Origin of the sequence: Staphylococcus sp. HMSC068C09, from assembly GCF_001813735.1 — a bacterium.
Taxonomy (GTDB): Bacteria; Bacillota; Bacilli; order Staphylococcales; family Staphylococcaceae; genus Staphylococcus; species Staphylococcus hominis.
Genome location: NZ_KV813756.1, coordinates 117094 through 134247, shown reverse-complemented (window position 1 = coordinate 134247; position 17154 = coordinate 117094). Strand labels below are relative to the sequence as shown.

The 17154-nt window shown below is 29.3% G+C and carries 26 protein-coding genes, 1 other RNA gene, 2 pseudogenes and 1 riboswitch; of the genes and pseudogenes, 15 read left to right on the top strand and 14 right to left on the bottom strand.

The genetic code is table 11. From position 1 onward, the window contains the following. Positions 1 to 58: 58 nt before the first annotated feature. The 7 genes and pseudogenes from HMPREF2930_RS05430 to HMPREF2930_RS05400 all read right to left on the bottom strand — a co-directional run bounded on the left by HMPREF2930_RS05430 (position 59) and on the right by HMPREF2930_RS05400 (position 4492). Positions 59 to 873 (bottom strand): annotated as a pseudogene (locus HMPREF2930_RS05430) (MetQ/NlpA family ABC transporter substrate-binding protein). Positions 874 to 893: 20 nt separating this feature from the next. After that, positions 894 to 1589, bottom strand: a complete 696-nt coding sequence (locus HMPREF2930_RS05425; protein WP_017175877.1) for a methionine ABC transporter permease — start codon at positions 1587 to 1589, stop codon at positions 894 to 896. After that, complete coding sequence (locus tag HMPREF2930_RS05420) at positions 1582 to 2607, bottom strand: methionine ABC transporter ATP-binding protein (protein ID WP_017175878.1); 1026 nt, start codon at positions 2605 to 2607, stop codon at positions 1582 to 1584. Before HMPREF2930_RS05420 ends, HMPREF2930_RS05425 begins: the two co-directional genes overlap by 8 nt. Before the next feature lie 84 nt (positions 2608 to 2691). After that, positions 2692 to 2796: riboswitch (SAM riboswitch) on the bottom strand. Positions 2797 to 2850: 54 nt separating this feature from the next. Continuing rightward, positions 2851 to 3150, bottom strand: a complete 300-nt coding sequence (locus HMPREF2930_RS05415) for a thioredoxin family protein (RefSeq protein ID WP_002448091.1) — start codon at positions 3148 to 3150, stop codon at positions 2851 to 2853. Then, positions 3143 to 3529 carry a toprim domain-containing protein gene (locus HMPREF2930_RS05410; protein WP_002448075.1) on the bottom strand — a complete coding sequence of 129 codons (387 nt, stop codon included), beginning with the start codon at positions 3527 to 3529 and terminating at the stop codon, positions 3143 to 3145. Before HMPREF2930_RS05410 ends, HMPREF2930_RS05415 begins: the two co-directional genes overlap by 8 nt. A gap of 136 nt (positions 3530 to 3665) precedes the next feature. Next, positions 3666 to 4046: a glycine cleavage system protein GcvH gene (gcvH, locus tag HMPREF2930_RS05405; protein ID WP_017175879.1), complete on the bottom strand. Its 381-nt coding sequence runs from the start codon at positions 4044 to 4046 to the stop codon at positions 3666 to 3668. A gap of 92 nt (positions 4047 to 4138) precedes the next feature. Continuing rightward, a complete protein-coding gene (locus tag HMPREF2930_RS05400) occupies positions 4139 to 4492 on the bottom strand; it encodes an arsenate reductase family protein (protein WP_017175880.1) in 354 nt (117 codons plus the stop codon). A gap of 139 nt (positions 4493 to 4631) precedes the next feature. Here HMPREF2930_RS05400 and HMPREF2930_RS05395 point away from each other — a divergent pair, with 139 nt between their 5' ends. Beyond that, positions 4632 to 4955: a thioredoxin family protein gene (locus HMPREF2930_RS05395; RefSeq protein WP_002448188.1), complete on the top strand. Its 324-nt coding sequence runs from the start codon at positions 4632 to 4634 to the stop codon at positions 4953 to 4955. A gap of 37 nt (positions 4956 to 4992) precedes the next feature. Here the strand turns inward: HMPREF2930_RS05395 and HMPREF2930_RS05390 are convergent, their stop codons facing one another. Continuing rightward, entirely contained in the window at positions 4993 to 5532 is a 540-nt protein-coding gene (locus HMPREF2930_RS05390; protein WP_002448165.1) for a nitroreductase family protein, read from the bottom strand. 69 nt (positions 5533 to 5601) lie between these two features. Further along, a complete protein-coding gene (aroD, locus tag HMPREF2930_RS05385; RefSeq protein ID WP_002455566.1) occupies positions 5602 to 6327 on the bottom strand; it encodes a type I 3-dehydroquinate dehydratase in 726 nt (241 codons plus the stop codon). A gap of 161 nt (positions 6328 to 6488) precedes the next feature. Between aroD and HMPREF2930_RS05380 the strand changes: the two genes are divergently transcribed. Together HMPREF2930_RS05380 and HMPREF2930_RS05375 are read left to right on the top strand one after the other, a co-directional pair. After that, complete coding sequence (locus tag HMPREF2930_RS05380) at positions 6489 to 6911, top strand: organic hydroperoxide resistance protein (RefSeq protein WP_002448074.1); 423 nt, start codon at positions 6489 to 6491, stop codon at positions 6909 to 6911. A gap of 451 nt (positions 6912 to 7362) precedes the next feature. Continuing rightward, the gene (locus tag HMPREF2930_RS05375) at positions 7363 to 7854 is read left to right on the top strand and encodes a GNAT family N-acetyltransferase (RefSeq protein WP_002448223.1); all 492 of its coding nucleotides are present in this window, start codon (positions 7363 to 7365) and stop codon (positions 7852 to 7854) included. A 13-nt stretch (positions 7855 to 7867) separates the two neighbouring features. Here HMPREF2930_RS05375 and HMPREF2930_RS05370 read toward each other — a convergent pair whose 3' ends face one another. After that, complete coding sequence (locus HMPREF2930_RS05370) at positions 7868 to 8467, bottom strand: histidine phosphatase family protein (protein WP_070597255.1); 600 nt, start codon at positions 8465 to 8467, stop codon at positions 7868 to 7870. A gap of 194 nt (positions 8468 to 8661) precedes the next feature. On the opposite strand from HMPREF2930_RS05370, the gene HMPREF2930_RS05365 reads away from it, so the two are divergent. Continuing rightward, positions 8662 to 8904, top strand: a complete 243-nt coding sequence (locus HMPREF2930_RS05365; RefSeq protein WP_017175884.1) for a hypothetical protein — start codon at positions 8662 to 8664, stop codon at positions 8902 to 8904. Here HMPREF2930_RS05365 and HMPREF2930_RS05360 read toward each other — a convergent pair. Further along, a complete protein-coding gene (locus HMPREF2930_RS05360) occupies positions 8896 to 9099 on the bottom strand; it encodes a sterile alpha motif-like domain-containing protein (RefSeq protein ID WP_017175885.1) in 204 nt (67 codons plus the stop codon). The genes HMPREF2930_RS05365 and HMPREF2930_RS05360 overlap by 9 nt on opposite strands. A gap of 451 nt (positions 9100 to 9550) precedes the next feature. Here HMPREF2930_RS05360 and tsaA point away from each other — a divergent pair, with 451 nt between their 5' ends. The 8 genes from tsaA to HMPREF2930_RS11540 all read left to right on the top strand — a co-directional run bounded on the left by tsaA (position 9551) and on the right by HMPREF2930_RS11540 (position 13395). After that, positions 9551 to 9808: a type II toxin-antitoxin system antitoxin TsaA gene (gene tsaA / locus HMPREF2930_RS11755; protein WP_017175886.1), complete on the top strand. Its 258-nt coding sequence runs from the start codon at positions 9551 to 9553 to the stop codon at positions 9806 to 9808. Positions 9809 to 9830: 22 nt separating this feature from the next. Continuing rightward, positions 9831 to 10019 carry a type II toxin-antitoxin system toxin TsaT gene (gene tsaT / locus HMPREF2930_RS05350; protein WP_017175887.1) on the top strand — a complete coding sequence of 63 codons (189 nt, stop codon included), beginning with the start codon at positions 9831 to 9833 and terminating at the stop codon, positions 10017 to 10019. Positions 10020 to 10115: 96 nt separating this feature from the next. Then, positions 10116 to 10682 carry a lipoprotein N-acylation protein LnsA gene (gene lnsA / locus HMPREF2930_RS05345; RefSeq protein WP_029376807.1) on the top strand — a complete coding sequence of 189 codons (567 nt, stop codon included), beginning with the start codon at positions 10116 to 10118 and terminating at the stop codon, positions 10680 to 10682. Between the two features lie 73 nt (positions 10683 to 10755). Continuing rightward, entirely contained in the window at positions 10756 to 11502 is a 747-nt protein-coding gene (locus HMPREF2930_RS05340) for a poly-gamma-glutamate hydrolase family protein (RefSeq protein WP_017175889.1), read from the top strand. 76 nt (positions 11503 to 11578) lie between these two features. Continuing rightward, entirely contained in the window at positions 11579 to 11863 is a 285-nt protein-coding gene (locus HMPREF2930_RS05335) for a hypothetical protein (protein WP_017175890.1), read from the top strand. A 155-nt stretch (positions 11864 to 12018) separates the two neighbouring features. Then, a complete protein-coding gene (locus HMPREF2930_RS05330) occupies positions 12019 to 12246 on the top strand; it encodes a hypothetical protein (RefSeq protein WP_017175891.1) in 228 nt (75 codons plus the stop codon). Positions 12247 to 12378: 132 nt separating this feature from the next. Then, positions 12379 to 13083 (top strand): hypothetical protein, encoded by a 705-nt coding sequence (locus HMPREF2930_RS05325; RefSeq protein WP_017175892.1) that lies wholly within the window; start codon positions 12379 to 12381, stop codon positions 13081 to 13083. A gap of 135 nt (positions 13084 to 13218) precedes the next feature. Then, on the top strand, positions 13219 to 13395 hold the full coding sequence (locus HMPREF2930_RS11540; protein ID WP_002448052.1) for a hypothetical protein: 177 nt from the start codon (positions 13219 to 13221) through the stop codon (positions 13393 to 13395). A gap of 54 nt (positions 13396 to 13449) precedes the next feature. Here the strand turns inward: HMPREF2930_RS11540 and HMPREF2930_RS05320 are convergent, their stop codons facing one another. After that, complete coding sequence (locus HMPREF2930_RS05320; RefSeq protein ID WP_037541571.1) at positions 13450 to 14391, bottom strand: cation diffusion facilitator family transporter; 942 nt, start codon at positions 14389 to 14391, stop codon at positions 13450 to 13452. Positions 14392 to 14798: 407 nt separating this feature from the next. Here HMPREF2930_RS05320 and HMPREF2930_RS05315 point away from each other — a divergent pair, with 407 nt between their 5' ends. From HMPREF2930_RS05315 to HMPREF2930_RS05305, 3 genes and pseudogenes are all read left to right on the top strand, one after another. Continuing rightward, positions 14799 to 15134 (top strand): SdpI family protein, encoded by a 336-nt coding sequence (locus HMPREF2930_RS05315; RefSeq protein WP_017175894.1) that lies wholly within the window; start codon positions 14799 to 14801, stop codon positions 15132 to 15134. Positions 15135 to 15727: 593 nt separating this feature from the next. Beyond that, positions 15728 to 15903, top strand: a pseudogene (locus HMPREF2930_RS11410) (tyrosine-type recombinase/integrase); the annotation flags it as partial. 9 nt (positions 15904 to 15912) lie between these two features. Then, positions 15913 to 16143, top strand: coding sequence for a hypothetical protein (locus HMPREF2930_RS05305; protein ID WP_017175897.1), 231 nt, complete (start codon positions 15913 to 15915; stop codon positions 16141 to 16143). 89 nt (positions 16144 to 16232) lie between these two features. Here HMPREF2930_RS05305 and ssrA read toward each other — a convergent pair. Both ssrA and smpB read right to left on the bottom strand, forming a co-directional pair. Continuing rightward, positions 16233 to 16594, bottom strand: a transfer-messenger RNA (tmRNA) gene (gene ssrA, locus HMPREF2930_RS05300). 86 nt (positions 16595 to 16680) lie between these two features. Continuing rightward, positions 16681 to 17151, bottom strand: a complete 471-nt coding sequence (gene smpB / locus HMPREF2930_RS05295; RefSeq protein ID WP_017175898.1) for an SsrA-binding protein SmpB — start codon at positions 17149 to 17151, stop codon at positions 16681 to 16683. Positions 17152 to 17154: the final 3 nt, after the last annotated feature.

The following is a 17154-nucleotide window of genomic DNA, read 5'->3' as shown; positions in this document are numbered from 1 at the left end:
AATAAAAAAACGGTTCACATATTTGTTTGTGAACCGTTTTTTACTGCATTATTATTCATTATTTTGCAGGTACAACTGCACCTTTGTATTTTTCATTGATGAAATCACGAATGTCTTTAGATTGTAATACTTCAACTAAAGCTTTAATTTTTTCATCATCTTTATGATCTTTACGAACTGCAATTAGGTTTGCATAAGGGTTATTATTAGGTTTTTCAACTACAATTGAATCTTTTTGTGGACTTAAGCCTTGATCAATAGCATAGTTTGAATTAATAATAGCTGCATCTACATCTTGATTTTGATAGATTTTTGGAAGATATTCAGCTGATTGTTTGTTATTGAATTTAATATCTTTTTGTTTTCAGTAATATCTTCAAATTTAGCGTCTTCAATTTTTACGCCTTTTTTAATTTTAATTAAGCCTTCATCAACGAAGAATTTTAAGAAACGACCTTGTTCAGCTGGGTTATTTGAAACATAAACTGTCGCACCTTTAGGAAGGTCTTTTAAACTTTTGTATTTTTTAGAATAAACAGCCATTGGTTCTAAATGAACTTTACCTGCATCTTCAATTTTGTATCCTTTTTCTTTACTTTCAGTTTTTAAATAAGGAACGTGTTGGAAGTAGTTAGCATCAAGCTCACCTTTATCTAACAACTTATTAGGTGTAGTGTAATCATTGATTGTTTTAATTTCTAAATTATAACCTTTTTTCTCAAGAAGTGGTTTTGCTTTTTCTAAGATTTCAGCATGTGGTGCTGGTGAGGCACCTACAACGATTTTTTTATCTTTTTCGTCTCCGCCTTTACCACAAGCAGCTAATACAACTGTCAGTGTAAGTACTAATACTAAACTTAAAAGTTTTTTCATTTAATCTGTCCTCTTTTCTATTATCGTTTATCAATTTTATTTGTAAGCCAATCCCCGATGAATTGGATTATAAATACAATAATTAAAATAAATACGGTTGACACTAGAATGACGTCGTTTTGGTTACGTGTAAAACCAGTTAAGTAAGCTAAGTTACCTAAACCACCTGCACCAATAACGCCTGCAATAGCAGTTGAACCAACTAAAGCGATAGCAGTTACTGTAATACCTGAAACAAGTGCTGGCATTGCTTCTGGAAGCAATACTTTTCGAACGACTGTCCAAGTATTCGCACCCATAGACCATGCTGCTTCAATAACGCCTTTATCGATTTCTTTAAATGCGATTTCAACTAATCTTGCGTAGAACGGTGCAGCGCCAATGATTAATGCTGGAAGTGCTCCCGTCGGTCCACTAATTGTACCTAATAATACACTTGTGAACGGAATTAATAACAAAATTAAAATAATAAATGGAATCGCACGGAACAAGTTAACTATAAATGAAACTACCGTATAGAAAATTTTAGCTCCAGGTGCATCACTTTTAGCTGATAAGAAAAGCAGCACACCTAAGATTAAGCCAAAGATAAAAGCAAAAATGGTTGACACTACAGTCATATAAAGTGTTTCATATATTGCTTGCCAAACTTCAGGCCATTGCACGTTAGGCATAGTAATCATTTCATGGAAGATATCACCATATGATTTATCCATGTTTAATCACCTCCACATTTACGTGTTGTTTATGTAACTCAGTTACAAATGTATTAAATCCATCTTCACTAATATGTGGAATATGTACAATTAAAAATCCAATTGAACCTGTACGTGTATTTTTAATATTTGCTTCCAAAATATTTAATTCAATATTCTGCATTCGCGTAATATCAGATACAACAGGTTGTGTGGTATTATTACCGTTGAAATTCAATCTTACAATATAAGCGTCTTTGTTCAATGGTTCTAGATGTTTAATTGAATCTTCAAAATCGTCGTCTAAATCGTCTTTCACGAATCGTTTTGTCACCTCATGTTGAGGATTTTCAAATACTTCATCAACATTACCTTGCTCAATAACACGCCCATTTTCCATCACTGCAACTTCATCACATATGCGTCTAATCACTTGCATTTCATGTGTAATAATCACAATCGTTAGATTTCTTTCTTCTTTTATTTTTAATAGTAAATCTAAAATTTCATCCGTTGTTTGTGGATCTAGCGCACTTGTAGCCTCGTCACATAATAAGACATTCGGATCATTCGCTAATGCACGAGCAATCCCAACTCTTTGTTTTTGACCACCTGATAATTCTGAAGGATAAGCTTTTTCACGACCTTTTAAACCGACCAACTCTACAAGTTCTAAAGCTCTTTGTTTTGCTTCTGCACGAGATACTCCAGCTATTTCTAGTGGGAACATAATATTACTAATGACAGTACGTGACCATAACAAATTAAAATGTTGGAAAATCATACTTACTTTTTGTCGTTTTTTTCTCAAATCTGACTTAGAAAGTTTGTTAATATTGTCTCCATCTATAATGATATCCCCTGAAGTCGGTTCTTCTAGATTATTAAACATTCGAATTAACGTACTTTTACCAGCACCAGAAAACCCAATCACTCCAAAAATTGAGCCTGATTCTATATTCAAGTCAACGTGATCTACTGCTAGTACATCTTTGTTCTTTGTGTGATAGCGTTTAACAACTTGATTTAACTCAATCACGTTAAATGCCTCCCTTAAATTCCTTATGTAATTAAAAAATGCTTTCCCATCTAGAGAGATGAGAAAGCATTTAAAATTATCTTTCTCTCATCTTCTAAAGTCTTAAACTTTATGTGAATTGGCACCATTTCCATTATAGACGGTTGCCGGGCTTCGTAGGGCACATCCCTCCACCTCTCTCGATAAGAGTTTTCGCACTATTTAATTAATTTATATCCTATCACTGTACTAATAATTCGTCAATCATTTTTTTAACTTTTCTAACAAATATGGCACGGATTGAAATGCATAGATTCTATCTACCTCTTTATCCTTATCCATAATTAACAGTACAGGTACAGACATAATTTTATATTCTTCACTAAAATACTTATGGAAATTTAAATCAATTTTTTTAAGTGGTAATTGTTCGATATCATTTGCAATATCTAGCATGCGCTCTGAAATCTTACATGTTCCACACATAGGAGTATATCCAAATATTAAATGTTTATCTTTATCAAAGTGTTCTTTGATGTCTTCGATTTTAATAGAATTATTCATTCACAAGTACTAACCTTTCAGAACTTAAATTAGGTATAAGTTTTTTCTCTTTTTTTACGTTAAATCCGTATTTACTCAATACATGAGCAAGATAATTTTTGGGACAACGTGCGACTTCACAATATGTTTTATCTACATAGATATGTTCACTTTCACTTAAATAACGTTTAAACCACTTTCTAATTTTTTCGCCCTCATCATCTGAATCGGCAAGAATATAGACCTGTTTTCCATATAACGTTTCTATCATATCGTCTAGTTTGTCGATACTCATTGTACCATGTGTACAAATAATATTTACAGGTTCAGCAATGACTTGTTGCACTTTCTTCTTATCAGATTTACCTTCAACAATGATAACTTTATTTAAAATTGCCATGTTCATCCACCTTCTAAGTCGATATTAAACAATCATTTACTTTTTCACGTTATTGATGAATATAAACACAATTTACAGATAATTAATATAATTATATAAAAAACTCCTAGATTTAATATCAAGGAGTTTTAAAAAATTATTCGCCAATCATTTCAGAGTATTGTTCAGCTGATAGTAATTCATCTAATTGACTTTCGTCACTTAATTCAACTTTTACCATCCATGCTTTTTCATAAGGTGATTCATTAACAAATTCTGGACTATCTTCTAATTCGTCATTTGTTTCAACAATTTTACCAGAGACAGGTGCATACAATTCAGATACTGTCTTTACTGATTCAACACTACCAAATGTATCCCCTTCATTAATTTCATCATCGACATCTGGTAATTCGACAAATACGATGTCTCCTAATTCACCTTGCGCGTATTCAGTAATACCAATTGTTGCCGTATTTCCTTCAACTTTAACCCATTCATGTTCCTTAGAATATTTGAATTCGCTCGGTACTGCCACGAAAATCCCCTCCTAAAAATAATTACAATTTAATGATGCCATACCGTAAGTTTTCATTCAACTATTAATATTAAAAGTTGTGATTATACTTTCTATAACCATACATCTTTATATTGTTCCTCATTAAAACCTAATGTAACTTTTTCACCTGAAACCGCTAGCGGACGTTTTACCAACATTCCATCTGAGGATAAGAGTTCTAATTTTTCATCATTAGATAATTTTTTTAATTTATCTTTCAAACCAAGTTCTCTATATTTCACACCATGTGTATTAAAGAATTTATTTATTTCCACTTCTGATTTAACTACTAACTCTTTGAATTCTTGTTTTGTAGGTGTGTGTTGCACAATATCTATAGACTCATAACTCACTCCATGCTCATCTAAAAATCGAGCAGCTTTTTTACAAGTTGTGCATTTTGGATATTGATAAAATTTAATCATTCAGTATTATCCTCCTATTTAAACTTATTATAAATATATCAAATTATTTAAATAAACGCTCTACTTTTTAAGCTTTATTTTTTTCTAAATATTAGTAATTAGTTATAATATATAAAACAAGCTAAAAGGAGTGTAAAGTATGAAAAATATTACTACTACTGAAGAATTTAATTCAGTTATTCAAAGTGAACAACCTGTAATTGTAAAATTTGAAGCTGGTTGGTGTCCTGATTGTAAAGCAATGGATATGTGGATTGATCCAATCGTTGACAAGTATAACGACTATAAATGGTATTCTGTAAATCGTGATGAATTAGAAGATGTAGCATCAGACAATGAAGTCATGGGTATCCCAAGTTTACTTATATTTGAAAATGGTCAAAAACAAGCTCATTTGCATTCTGCTAATGCAAAATCACCTGAACAAGTTGAATCATTCTTAAAAGAAACATTTAATAAATAATTAAAGAACCACACTCGTTATTTTGAGTGTGGTTTCTTTAGTATTCTGAGATTAAATGTTTATTTTTACGTTTTGCTTTAGGTGGTACCTCTTCTAAATCAGTAAGATACAATAAACCTGCAATAGCTTCATCTTTAGCAATACCAAACGCTTTTCTTACTTTTGGTTCAAAGATGTACAATGGCGTTTTCCAACATGTACCAATACCTTTTTCATAAAGTAATAACATTAGATTCTGAGTGTATGCACCCATCGCAAAAAAGTTTTCGCGATTTTGTCGTTGTCGTGGGTCAGTTTTAAGTACTAAAACTAACATACCTCCTAAATTTGTCACCGCGTTATAATGATCTTCTTGTTTTTCTGGACTATTTGGAAAGGCAAAACGTGTAATATCTCTACTCATATCTCCTAATCTATCTTTAGAAACATGAATAACTCTCCACGGTTCTCTCATACCATGATTAGGAGCGTCAGTAGCTTGTTCTATGGCTTTAAATACATCTTCATCATTAATCACCATATCATGTTTAAATTTCTTTATACTTCTTCTTAAAGAAATTACTTCTTGTAATTCCACAATTATCGCTCCTCTATATTGATAACTATTATCAATTATACGCGGATATCGATGACATTTCAATGTATACTACATGCTTTCGTAAAATAATAATTGTTTTTTTAGTTCTTTAACATGAATCTGCCCTGGCGCTTGAGGTTCACCTAAGCAACCATATGACACTGTACCCCCAAAAACACCTTGAGCAGTTCGGCTCACTAATCCTAAATGAGACATAGATATTCCAATAACTTGTTGAGAAATCGCTTCAGATGTATAAGCTACTGCTTCTAATAGCATTGCTACGTCCTGTTTTTCCTTAGGCATTACTGCAATTTTTACATACTCAGGATTTAATTTTTGCATTTTATAATATGTGAATTTTAATTCTTCTAACGGTGGCGTTTCTAAAAAATTATGATAGGACACAATTATTTGTTTCTGATGACGATGTGCATTTTCTATAATACGCTTATGCGTCTCAACCTCAATATTTGACTCCCATTCTATATCTATCATTTGACATTCATCTATTGAGGAAATTGTTTCAATTAACTGTAAATATTCTTTATTAGTTAACTGACCTTTTCCACCTTGAGAAATTGTGCGATACGTCACCAATATTTTAAAATGATCCTTTATTTCATTTAGAAGTGAAAGGTTTTTCATTAAAAGTTCGTGATGATGACTCTCCCACTGATCTATACGCAACTCAATGATATCTATATATGCATGATTATCATTGATACTATTTAACGTTTCATTATCTATTATATCTTGAGGTGCTATGGTTGCAGCTACCTTTACTTCTGCCATATAATCCCTTCTTTTCTTGCCATTTACAATTTTATATTATTTTAAACTATTTATGTCACACTCGCCAATGTTTAAAATTCTTTTTAATTTTTACAAATCATGATTTAAAACTTTTTAGTTGGGTATATAATAATTGTATTCGAATTTAGGAGGTAATAATAATGGCAGTTCAATATGAAACTAAAGCAACAAACGTTGGTGGACGTAAAGGACACGTACACACAGACGATAATGCAATAAATGTAGATGTATTACCACCACAACAAGCAGATGGAAACGCAACTAACCCTGAACAATTATTCGCAGCTGGCTATGCTTCATGCTTCAATGGTGCATATGACCTTATTTTAAAACAAAACAAAGTTCGCGGAGCAGAACCTGAGGTAACTTTAACTGTACGCTTAGAAGATGATCCAAATGCTGAAAGTCCAAAATTAAGCGTATCTATTGATGCAAAAGTTAAAAATGTATTATCTCAAGAAGACGCTGAAAAATATCTACAAGATGCTCACGAATTCTGTCCATATTCAAAAGCAACTCGTGGCAACATCGATGTAGATTTAAATGTTCAAGTTGTTGACTAATTAGCATTACTCTTTAAAATCAAAATTTTATAATTTTAAAAAACCCTGAGACACCTCATTATGTCTCAGGATTTTTTTATGTGTTGATAGATAAAGACTGAATTAAAAAGAGCTGATATCAAGTTATTTCAATAGTAGTATGAAAGTTAACATAATGACTTTCAATAAGAACATTTACGTCCTTGGGGATGTATTGCTAGAATTGAACGACAAATTCAAATTGAATTCTGTCCTACTCCATTTCATTTCCTATCTAACAATTAAGTTTAAAGATATCGATGTATGATAGATAATATTCTAACGACTATGTATTCTCACACTTTTTGTATAATTTTTAAAAATAGGCTATTCTATGGATATAGTTATTAATTAAACTTTATAAAATTTTTATAATTCAATTAATTTGTATAAATAGATTTTTAAATGCTAATAATAATTTGAGGTGAGTATAATGTCAGAAGTTAGAATTCTTACTAACAACGATTTAAATCAATATATTACTTTAATATCAAATGATTCACATACTTATTCATGGGATAAACTTTATTTTCAACATGTGTCTCCAAATTACTTAAAACACATTCTATCTAAAGAAGAAGAGTATTGTAATATTTTTGGCAATTTTAAAAATGAAAAACTTGTGGCTGGTGTTACATTGCGACAACTCAAACAAGTGGGCACACAACATAAAGCAATGTTAGAAAATCTCTTTTTAAAAGACAAAAAAGACGAGATTACTTTGCAAAATTTAATCTGTGAAGTGATTAATTATGCAAAGTCTCGTCATATTGAAAAACTAATGACTTGTATTACATCAAATCATATTGGTGCAAAGATTTTTTTCACTGCACTTGGTTTTGAAACTTTAGGGATTGAAAAAAACTCATTTAAAGTAGATGATACTTATTTTGATGTTCATTGGCTACTCTATGATATTAAATAGCCAGGATAATGATTTATTTATTGGCATCATCGATTGTAGGATCAACCATATCGAGAAATTCAAACTTTCCATGTGTATAAATAAATTTTAAAATACAACAATTTCCAATGACATATTGATTTGCCATATCATCACCTATCCATTTTCTTAAAAAAACCTGAATGGCTGTACCATGGCTTACCGCTAAGAATGTTTTTCCATTAGAGGACTCTAATAAATTACTTAATGTCGTAACGATACGATGTTCAACTTCATTTTTCGTTTCTCCTCCGAAAGGGCGTAGTCTAGTTCCAAAAATATCGTGTTTATCCCAAACTGCATCCAATAATTGAACACTATCTCCTTCAAATAGCCCAAAACTCCATTCTTTTAATCCTTTATTACGTTGATATGCTTGATCAGGTAAAACATTTTCTAACGTATCACATGCTCGTTCCGAACTAGATGAATATGCTTCGTCAAAAGTAATATGATTATGTTTAAAGTAATGACCTGCTTGCTTCGCTTGAGATATTCCTAATTTAGTAAGTGGAGAATCACTTGCACCTTGTACTTTCCCTCTTAAATTAAACATAGTTTGTCCATGTCTCATTAAATAGAGTATTTTACTCATTACATTCACCTCAATATATTTTTTAAATAATATAGGCAACTTTCTTTTACACCACTTTATAATCCATACATAGTATACCTTAATTTTTTTATACTTAAAAATAACTAAAGGTAAAAAATTAATTACTACTCGTTTGATTCTCATTATAAGGGGTATAATGAATTATAAGTTTTATAAATAAAGGAGCGTTCATTATGAATGATCATAATCAATACAATTATGTCAATCCTAATAACCTCTCATTAGATTGGGAATGTTTTGTAATAAGTAAATCAGAAATGTTACTTGATGGAGTTCCTAGTGAACTTATTCATTCGTGGTTAGATAGAGAAATTATAGAACCTTTTTCAATTAGAGATAATGAATTAAACTTTAAAACTAAAGATATATGGAATGCGCTAAAGCAACAAAATTGGTACTATCCTAATTCAAATTAATTTATAGAGGCTAATTGCTCGATTAGCGCTTTCGATAAGTTGGTGATCAACGTAATTTGACATAACATATGCTCTAATTTCTTTATTATTGCGTTCGTTTTTGGGAAATTTATGATCATTTACAATGTAGTTTGCTAAACTTCCTAGTGGTGTATCATCATTAATAAATCCAATAACAAAATCATAAAATGTCATTTTTTCCTCCTCACATTACAACATTTCAGTATCTCCTATCATCTTATTATTTCTAAATGAGTGATGTTTATTTATATAAGCAAATCAGTAAGTTAGATTTTTATAAAAGTTGTAATGTTTTAATTGATTTTATTAAAATAATTAAAACACTTTATTTTTAATTATTCACTAAAAACATTCTATGCGGATATTAACTTTCTGTAAATGTGACGATTTTTTGAACTTTTATACTCTTCTATTTACTTTTCTGATTTCCCCTTTTAATTGATATGTTTATTAGTGTAATCATACATATTTATGACTGCCGATGAGTATATTTTAGTTTAATCGCCAGCTTTTTTCTGTGAATTTACGAAGTAATTCTTTTAATAAGAATTAAAGTTTTACCTTTCTTTTAAAGAAGTGATATGATGATAAAAAAGACATCATTGTTATAGAGGTGACACTACCTATGAATATTAATAAATTATTTTGGATTAATATTATGATTACCCTTTTATTTCTAGGTTTTAATATTACTGTCACCTATTTTCCTAAGTTAGATGATTATTTTTGGCTCATACCTGGTTTAATCATATGTGGCCTTACTATTTCATTCAGTTTAATTGCCGCTATTTTGGATAAAAACCTTATAAGCGAAATAATTTTTTTAACTAATCTAATCATTTTTTTATATTATATATATCCACTGATATATAACTTTTTTTAATTAAAATGTGGGAGGTTTACAAATGAGTACACATTTAACAATTTTACTTTGGCTGGGTATTATATTTGTTGTTGCTGCTTCAATTATATTAGGGTTATTGCTAAAATCTAAAAAAGAAGAACGTAAAGAATCATATTTAGGCTTTACAGTCATCTTTTATATTTTTGGTTTTGCTTTACTGATATATGTACTAATATTTGGTATTTTATAAATAGAGTTTAAAAGAACAAAATACAATCTTATTTTGTTCTTTTTTATATATTTCTCTATAAAACAATTAAGGAGATATAAATTGAAGACTATTCAATTGAAGCGTATTATATTTGTTATTTTCATTTCATTACTATTTTTCGCGTTCCCTTCTCATACTTATGCATCTATAAGTTCCACTTCTTCATCTTCAGGAAAAGGAAATGATTTCAAATTACAACCTGGTGACATTATTCTTACAAAAGGTCCGGTATTATTTGGTTTCTTTGGACATTCAAGTATTGCTTTAGATCATGATACTGTTTTACAAATTGAAGGACCCGGCGATAAGCCTATTACTGAATCTTTCGAATCATTTAAACAGCGATTTGGCGTTAAAAAAAATGATTGGATTAAAGTATATCGTTGTGAATATCCTAATGCAGGTCAAAAAGCAGCTGATTGGGCAAAAGCTCATTATAAAAATAGTGATAAAACTTATTTAGTTACACTTAATTTAAAAAGTGAACGTTTTACATATTGTACTAAAATTATTTATCAAGCATATAAATACGGTGTAAGTAAAGATACGATAAATGATCATGGTTTACTGATTATCTCTCCATATGCTTTAGTTGATAATTTTAATAATGACTATCGCCTTAAGCTCGTAAAAAAATACTAATAGTTAAAGACTATGGCGTTACGCTATACTTTTCTATACTAAGAAATGATATTTAAAGGAACAACTTATTTTTATGAAAAACAAAAAATTACATTATCGATTTTTTTATTATATGTTTTTAACTCTTATTATTATATTATTTATTCTTTTCTTTCTTTACTTTTATAAACATTTTGATTTAAAACAAAATCAATCTTTAGATTACTATGCTAACTTTAATGATTTAAAACAACATACAACAAAAAATAAAGATTGGAAAATAATCACAAAACACCGTAAGCACAGCGATACCTTAATTACAGCGATTCATGGTGGAAGTATTGAACCTGGAACCACTGAACTCGCTCGTCGTATTTCAAATATTGGTCAATATAATTTTTATTCATTTGAAGGTCTACGTTCAGATAATAATGCTCAACTACATATTACTTCTACTGTTTTTGATGAACCTCAATTATTAGATATGCTCAACCATTCGTCAAAAACAGTATCTATTCACGGATATGCAGGCGATGAACCCATTGTTTACGTAGGTGGTCAAGATAAAAAATTGGTTCAAACATTACGTCATTCATTAACTGATCATGGATTTACAGTACAAAAAACGCCTAAAGGAATTGAGGCCCTTTCCAATAATAATATTATTAATAGAGATAAAAAAGATACAGGAGTGCAACTAGAATTGACGACTCGCCAACGAGCTTTGTTTTTTAAACATAACAACTTGGATAAAAATAATAGACGATCCCCCAAAAATTATACGAGAACATTTTATAGATTTGCCGAAGCAGTAGATCAAGGTATTAAAAAAGCTCAATAAATGTAATATCGTTTTTTTAGTTTTTTAATTAAATTAAATTGGGTATATATAAGTAATGAGTTTAGGAGGCGTTTCTATGGACGAATTAACTAACGAACAAAAATATACAGTAGCAAAATTTTATAAGCTATATATGGAACGTTCAAATAGTGGTCAAACAGAGGAAGAAGCAAATAATTTTAAAGATAGTATTACAGCTCAAGATGATTATTTTTGCGATAGAAAATATAGCGATTTCTTAGAAAATTGTAAAGTTCTTATTGATCATGGCTATCTAGATGGTAATATTATGTCTGATAGAATTGATAATATTAAAGTTACAAATAAAGCTTTTACTGAAATTGAACAAAGCTTTAATTAAAAATATCCAATTTTTTCAAGTTATTCCTATTCAAGGATCTTTGCTTAAAAGTCTTAAATAAATATATTTATTTAACTATGAATATAACTTTTAAAGCCTGCACATATGTATTGAGTATGTTTCAGGCTTTTTATTTTTAATAGAGGTGAGTTTACATGAATCATTGGAAAATTAATAATATGACGAATAGAAATCTACTTATACAACAAAACGAAAATGATGTATCTATAGTTGAACCTTTAAATAATGGTTCATTTAAAATTCTATCAGAGTTTAAACTGAATACACCCTGTCTTCCTATTAATACATATGATGACCAGTTATATGTTTCAATCAATTTTAAAAATGAAGAAATTAACATTTACAATAAATCGAATGAATAACACTATTATATTAATAATTTTATTAACTAAATTGTTTTAAAAAAATAATAAAATGTTAAATAAATATTAATATTTATTATGTAATAATTATAGTAATATTTGATTGATATGTTGTAATTATGGAGGTCAGTTATGGATAACATTATATTCTATCTAGGCATTACTTTATTTTTAATCGCATGTATAGTCATTATTTTTGGTATTATTGCTATTTTTAAGAATAAAAATTACTTAAAAATGCTTGCTATGGCTATTATTATTATCTTATTAAGTATGCTTGCACTGGGTATTCATAAAGTCATTGAGAGTAATAATCCCTCTAAAAGTGACATCACTCCTGTAAAAAAAGAAAAGCCTAAAGATAATAAAACAAATAAAGAAAATAATAATAAAAAAGATAATAATTCTAAGAAAGATCATAAGGATACATCAAATGAGTCTATTCAGGACACTCCTGCCACTCAAGAAAACACACCCGCCACAGAAGAACATTCAATTCAGTCATCAGAATCACCAACTACACAACAAGAAAACCCAACTACTGAACAAAATAATGCGACTACAAATAACCAAAATTCTACACAACGACACCAAGAACCTTCAACACACCAACAAGACACATCTCAATATCAGACGAATTCAGCAAATAATGATTTAAAACAAACAAATTCTACTCAAACCCAGAATAGTCAAAATAGTACTCAATATAATCATACAAATGAATCTAATACAACAAAAAACAACACTAATAATGTAAATCAAAATAGCACATCAAATACAACTCAAAATACACAAAGCGGTAATACGAATAATAATATAAACCAAATAAACAATTAATAATAAAAAAGGTAGAGTTTTGAGGCTCTACCTTTTATTTTCGACTTCTTTTTAAAACTTATAAATATTTATTGAATATTACATTTAATATGCCATACTAAAATATGATACGACTTAAAACAAAGGGATGAGACAATGAAAAAATTAGCCTTACTAACGCTTTCAAGCTTTCTAATATTAGGTGCATGTAGTCATAGTAATGATACAGTCAAAGATGTAAATGAAAGTGCACATAAAAAGAATAATCCAAAAGCACACAAATCTAAAGGCAATTCTGAACGCGTAGATAGTAAAAAAATAAATAAAAACTAAAAATAAGGAGTAGAAGCGCTCTTACTATCCGTCGCTTCTACTCCTATTTAATTATCATTCTTCGTATTGTTTAAAGTAATCTTCGTCTAAATGGTTAAGATGAATATTTTCAATTTGTAGTGTAACATGTTCTAAATTATATTTTTTTTTCAACAATTCAGAAACTTTATTAACCGTTGAATACGGCCATTTAGTATATTCATCACTTAAAACAACATGAGCACTCAATGAACTATGGTTTGTAGTGATGCTCCATAAATGAAACTCATGCACATCTATAACGCCTTCAACGCTTTTCATTGCATTAATAATTTCATCTGAATCATATCCACCTGGAATACGCTCCATTAATACTTTCCAAGCATTTTTAATTATTTTATAACCACCATTTAAAATGATAAGAGAAATGATGATACTAATGATTGGGTCAATAATTGCCCATCCAGTAAAATGAATAAGTACTACTGCTACGATAACGCCAATTGAATTTAATAAATCTCCGAAAAAATGCCATAATGCACTTTGAATATTGACATTATCTTCTTTTCTTAAAGATCTAAATAAAATAAGTGTTAAAATGATATTTATAATAAGACCTAATACAGCTACAAATATCATGATACCACTTGCTACCGGTTCAGGATGTATGATTCTCAAAATGCCTTCGTACATAATACCTAACGAAATAACAATTAATGCTAAACCATTTAAGAAAGCTACAATAATTTCTAATCTTAAAAATCCATACGTATAATGTTTCGTTGGAGGCTTACTTGCAAAATAAATAGCAAGCATAGACAACCCTAGTGCCAAAACATCACTTAACATATGAAATGAATCTGATAATAAAGCAAGTGAATTAGCATATAATCCACCTACAAACTCTACAATTGTAAAAATCAGCGTAATAATCAAAGAAGACCAAAGCGTTGCTTTTGAACTACTTTGAAATTTCCTATGTTCTACATGATGAAAATATTTTGATTGATTGTTCATTACTTCTCTCCAAACAATTAAATTATAAATTATTTTCTTTAAAACTACCCTAATATATATTAAAAAAAACGTTACAAACATTAATATATCAACGTTTTAATGTTATTACAATAAACAATTGAAATTTAGAAATTTAAAAACATTGTATATTTGAGATGAAATGATTTATCACATAAATGTAAATATAAAATTTCATTACATTTAATCACCACAGTTGATTTACCAACCATAAAAGTTCGTTATTTCTATTTTGTCCTAGACTAACTGACTTATATCTGGTGTTAGTCAAAAGTATTCATCATTCTTTAATTTATTAACATCATACTTACATTATTTTTTTCTTTGCATTATTTCTATATAATATTAAGAAAGAAGCTCTTCAAAAACATGAAAAAGGAAGTTATCAAATGCTTTTATTTCCTTCAAGTATTTTTATGATTTTACTAGGAAATTTAATTATTAAAAACCCACCTAAAAAGATAAACCGCTTCTACGGATTTAGAACAAAAAAATCAATAAAAACTCAACATAACTGGGACAAAGGACAAATCATTTGTGGAAAGTATATAAAACATTTTTTCAGTTATAGTCTTTACTTCTCTATAATCCCTATAGCTTTAGATATATTTTTTCTGATAATCAAGAGAGAAAATATATTACTATGGTCTATCATAATACAAAGCATAATTCTTTGTATCTTACTTTTATATGTAATTCCCAAAACTAATAAAAAATTAGATTAACCAAAACCTATTATTTGCTTTATCTCAACTATTTTTTGTTGCTTTGATCTTTTTTCATTTTTGTATTCTTACGATAAATATAAATTGCATTTATCGCTCCAAGTATTATCCAGATAATCGTTATATATACATTCCCATATTTAAAAGTTAATGGCATAAATATTATAAAAAATATATTCAAAATCAGAGCAATAATATGTGTAATATCATAGCGATACATTTATAAATCAAACCTCCTAATTACTTTACTGACATTGAATCTCAGAATTCTTAACAAACCCAATTATTATCAAATGGTCTACTTAATAGCTCACGCTATGTAGACATTAATTTACAAATTTAGTTAAGTATATTTCTCAATGTACAATAAATTTCTAGATATAAATGCCGTATTCTATTTTTTCTCTTTCTTTGTGATTTTAACTAATAATTTAGCTGTTTTTTCTTCAAAAACTGTTGCTAAAGCAACTAGAATATCTATGATTTTTTTACAAACGTACAAAAACTCCAAAATATTTAAAGCCCCTTTTTAAAAATTCTTCTCAACGCACAATAATCTTTTTCGACATAAACACATCGTCTAAACTAATTATTTTCCTAGAATTGTAATTCATGAAATCCGTCATAGTCATGGGTCACTTTTGATTAATCACGGTACTAGTTTAATGGTTATTGCACAAAGATTAGGACATTATCTATTGAAGAAATAAGTACACGTTACGGACATTTATATCCTAGTACACAAAAAGAAATTGTAAAATATTTATGAGGTGATGAAATGAAAATTTTTAACTGGAATATTATAAATGAAACAGATTATGAAATAAAATGTGACTATTTAAGAAAAGATATAATAATTATTGATCACTCAACAAATAGACAGTTAGAATATTTTAAATATAATGAAATGAAAGATACTTATAGTGAAGATGATAAAATTCATGATATTATCCTTGAAATTCACAATGATAAAAATGAAATAGTTTTATACAAAAATATTGCATCTTAATTATAGGGTGCATTTTTATTGGGCATATTTGGGGCTATACTGGGGCAATAAAAATAAAAAGCTTGCAACCAATAGGGTTACAAGCTATGAGATGGAGGCGGCGGGATTCGAACCCGCGTCCAGAGGTCCTGATACAAATCTTTCTACGTGTGTAGTCTATTGATTCATTTCGCATATTGGTAAGCAATAGACAACCAACAATATGCTAGTTTGATTAAATTTCATCTAAACAGACTTCAAACGGCAGTGTTTAGCATATCCTATTAGGGTTGAATCGCGTTAACAGCACATAGGAAATGCTGTTAGGCGATGCAGAGCGCTATTACGCAGCTACTGCTAAATTATTGTTTGATTTGTCAGTTATATTTAACCGAATGTGTTGATGACGGAGACAACCCTCCGACACGCTTAATAAGCTCGGGGGACCCCTGTCGAATCCAAAAACGCCCCCGCAATATAATAAAATATAAGATACAGTTTAATTTAAACAACTTTACTTATCATAACAAATAGAGCCCGATTAAGCAACAATTATGCTTAATAACGGGCTTTCATTGCACGATCAACATCTCGTTTCATTGCTTTATCTTTCAATGCTTGACGTTTATCATGCAGTTTTTTACCACGAGCTATGCCTAATAAAACTTTACATTGTCCATGTTTTAAATACAATTTTAAAGGAATAATCGAATATCCAATTTCTCTTGTACGTTCGCCGAGTTTGATAATCTCTTTTTTATGCAATAACAGCTTTCTTGATCGTAATGGATCATGATTAAAACGATTTCCTTCTTCGTATGGAGCAATATGCATATTATTAATATACATTTCTCCACGCTTCACTTGTGCATAACTATCTTTTAAGTTCGCACTACCTCGTCGAATCGATTTAATTTCTGTACCTTGAAGCGCAATACCTGCTTCAATGGTATCTTCAATATTATAATCATGTCTTGCTTTACGGTTTTCAGCCAACGTACCTGGTGATTTTGTTTTTTTCTTGGCCATTAA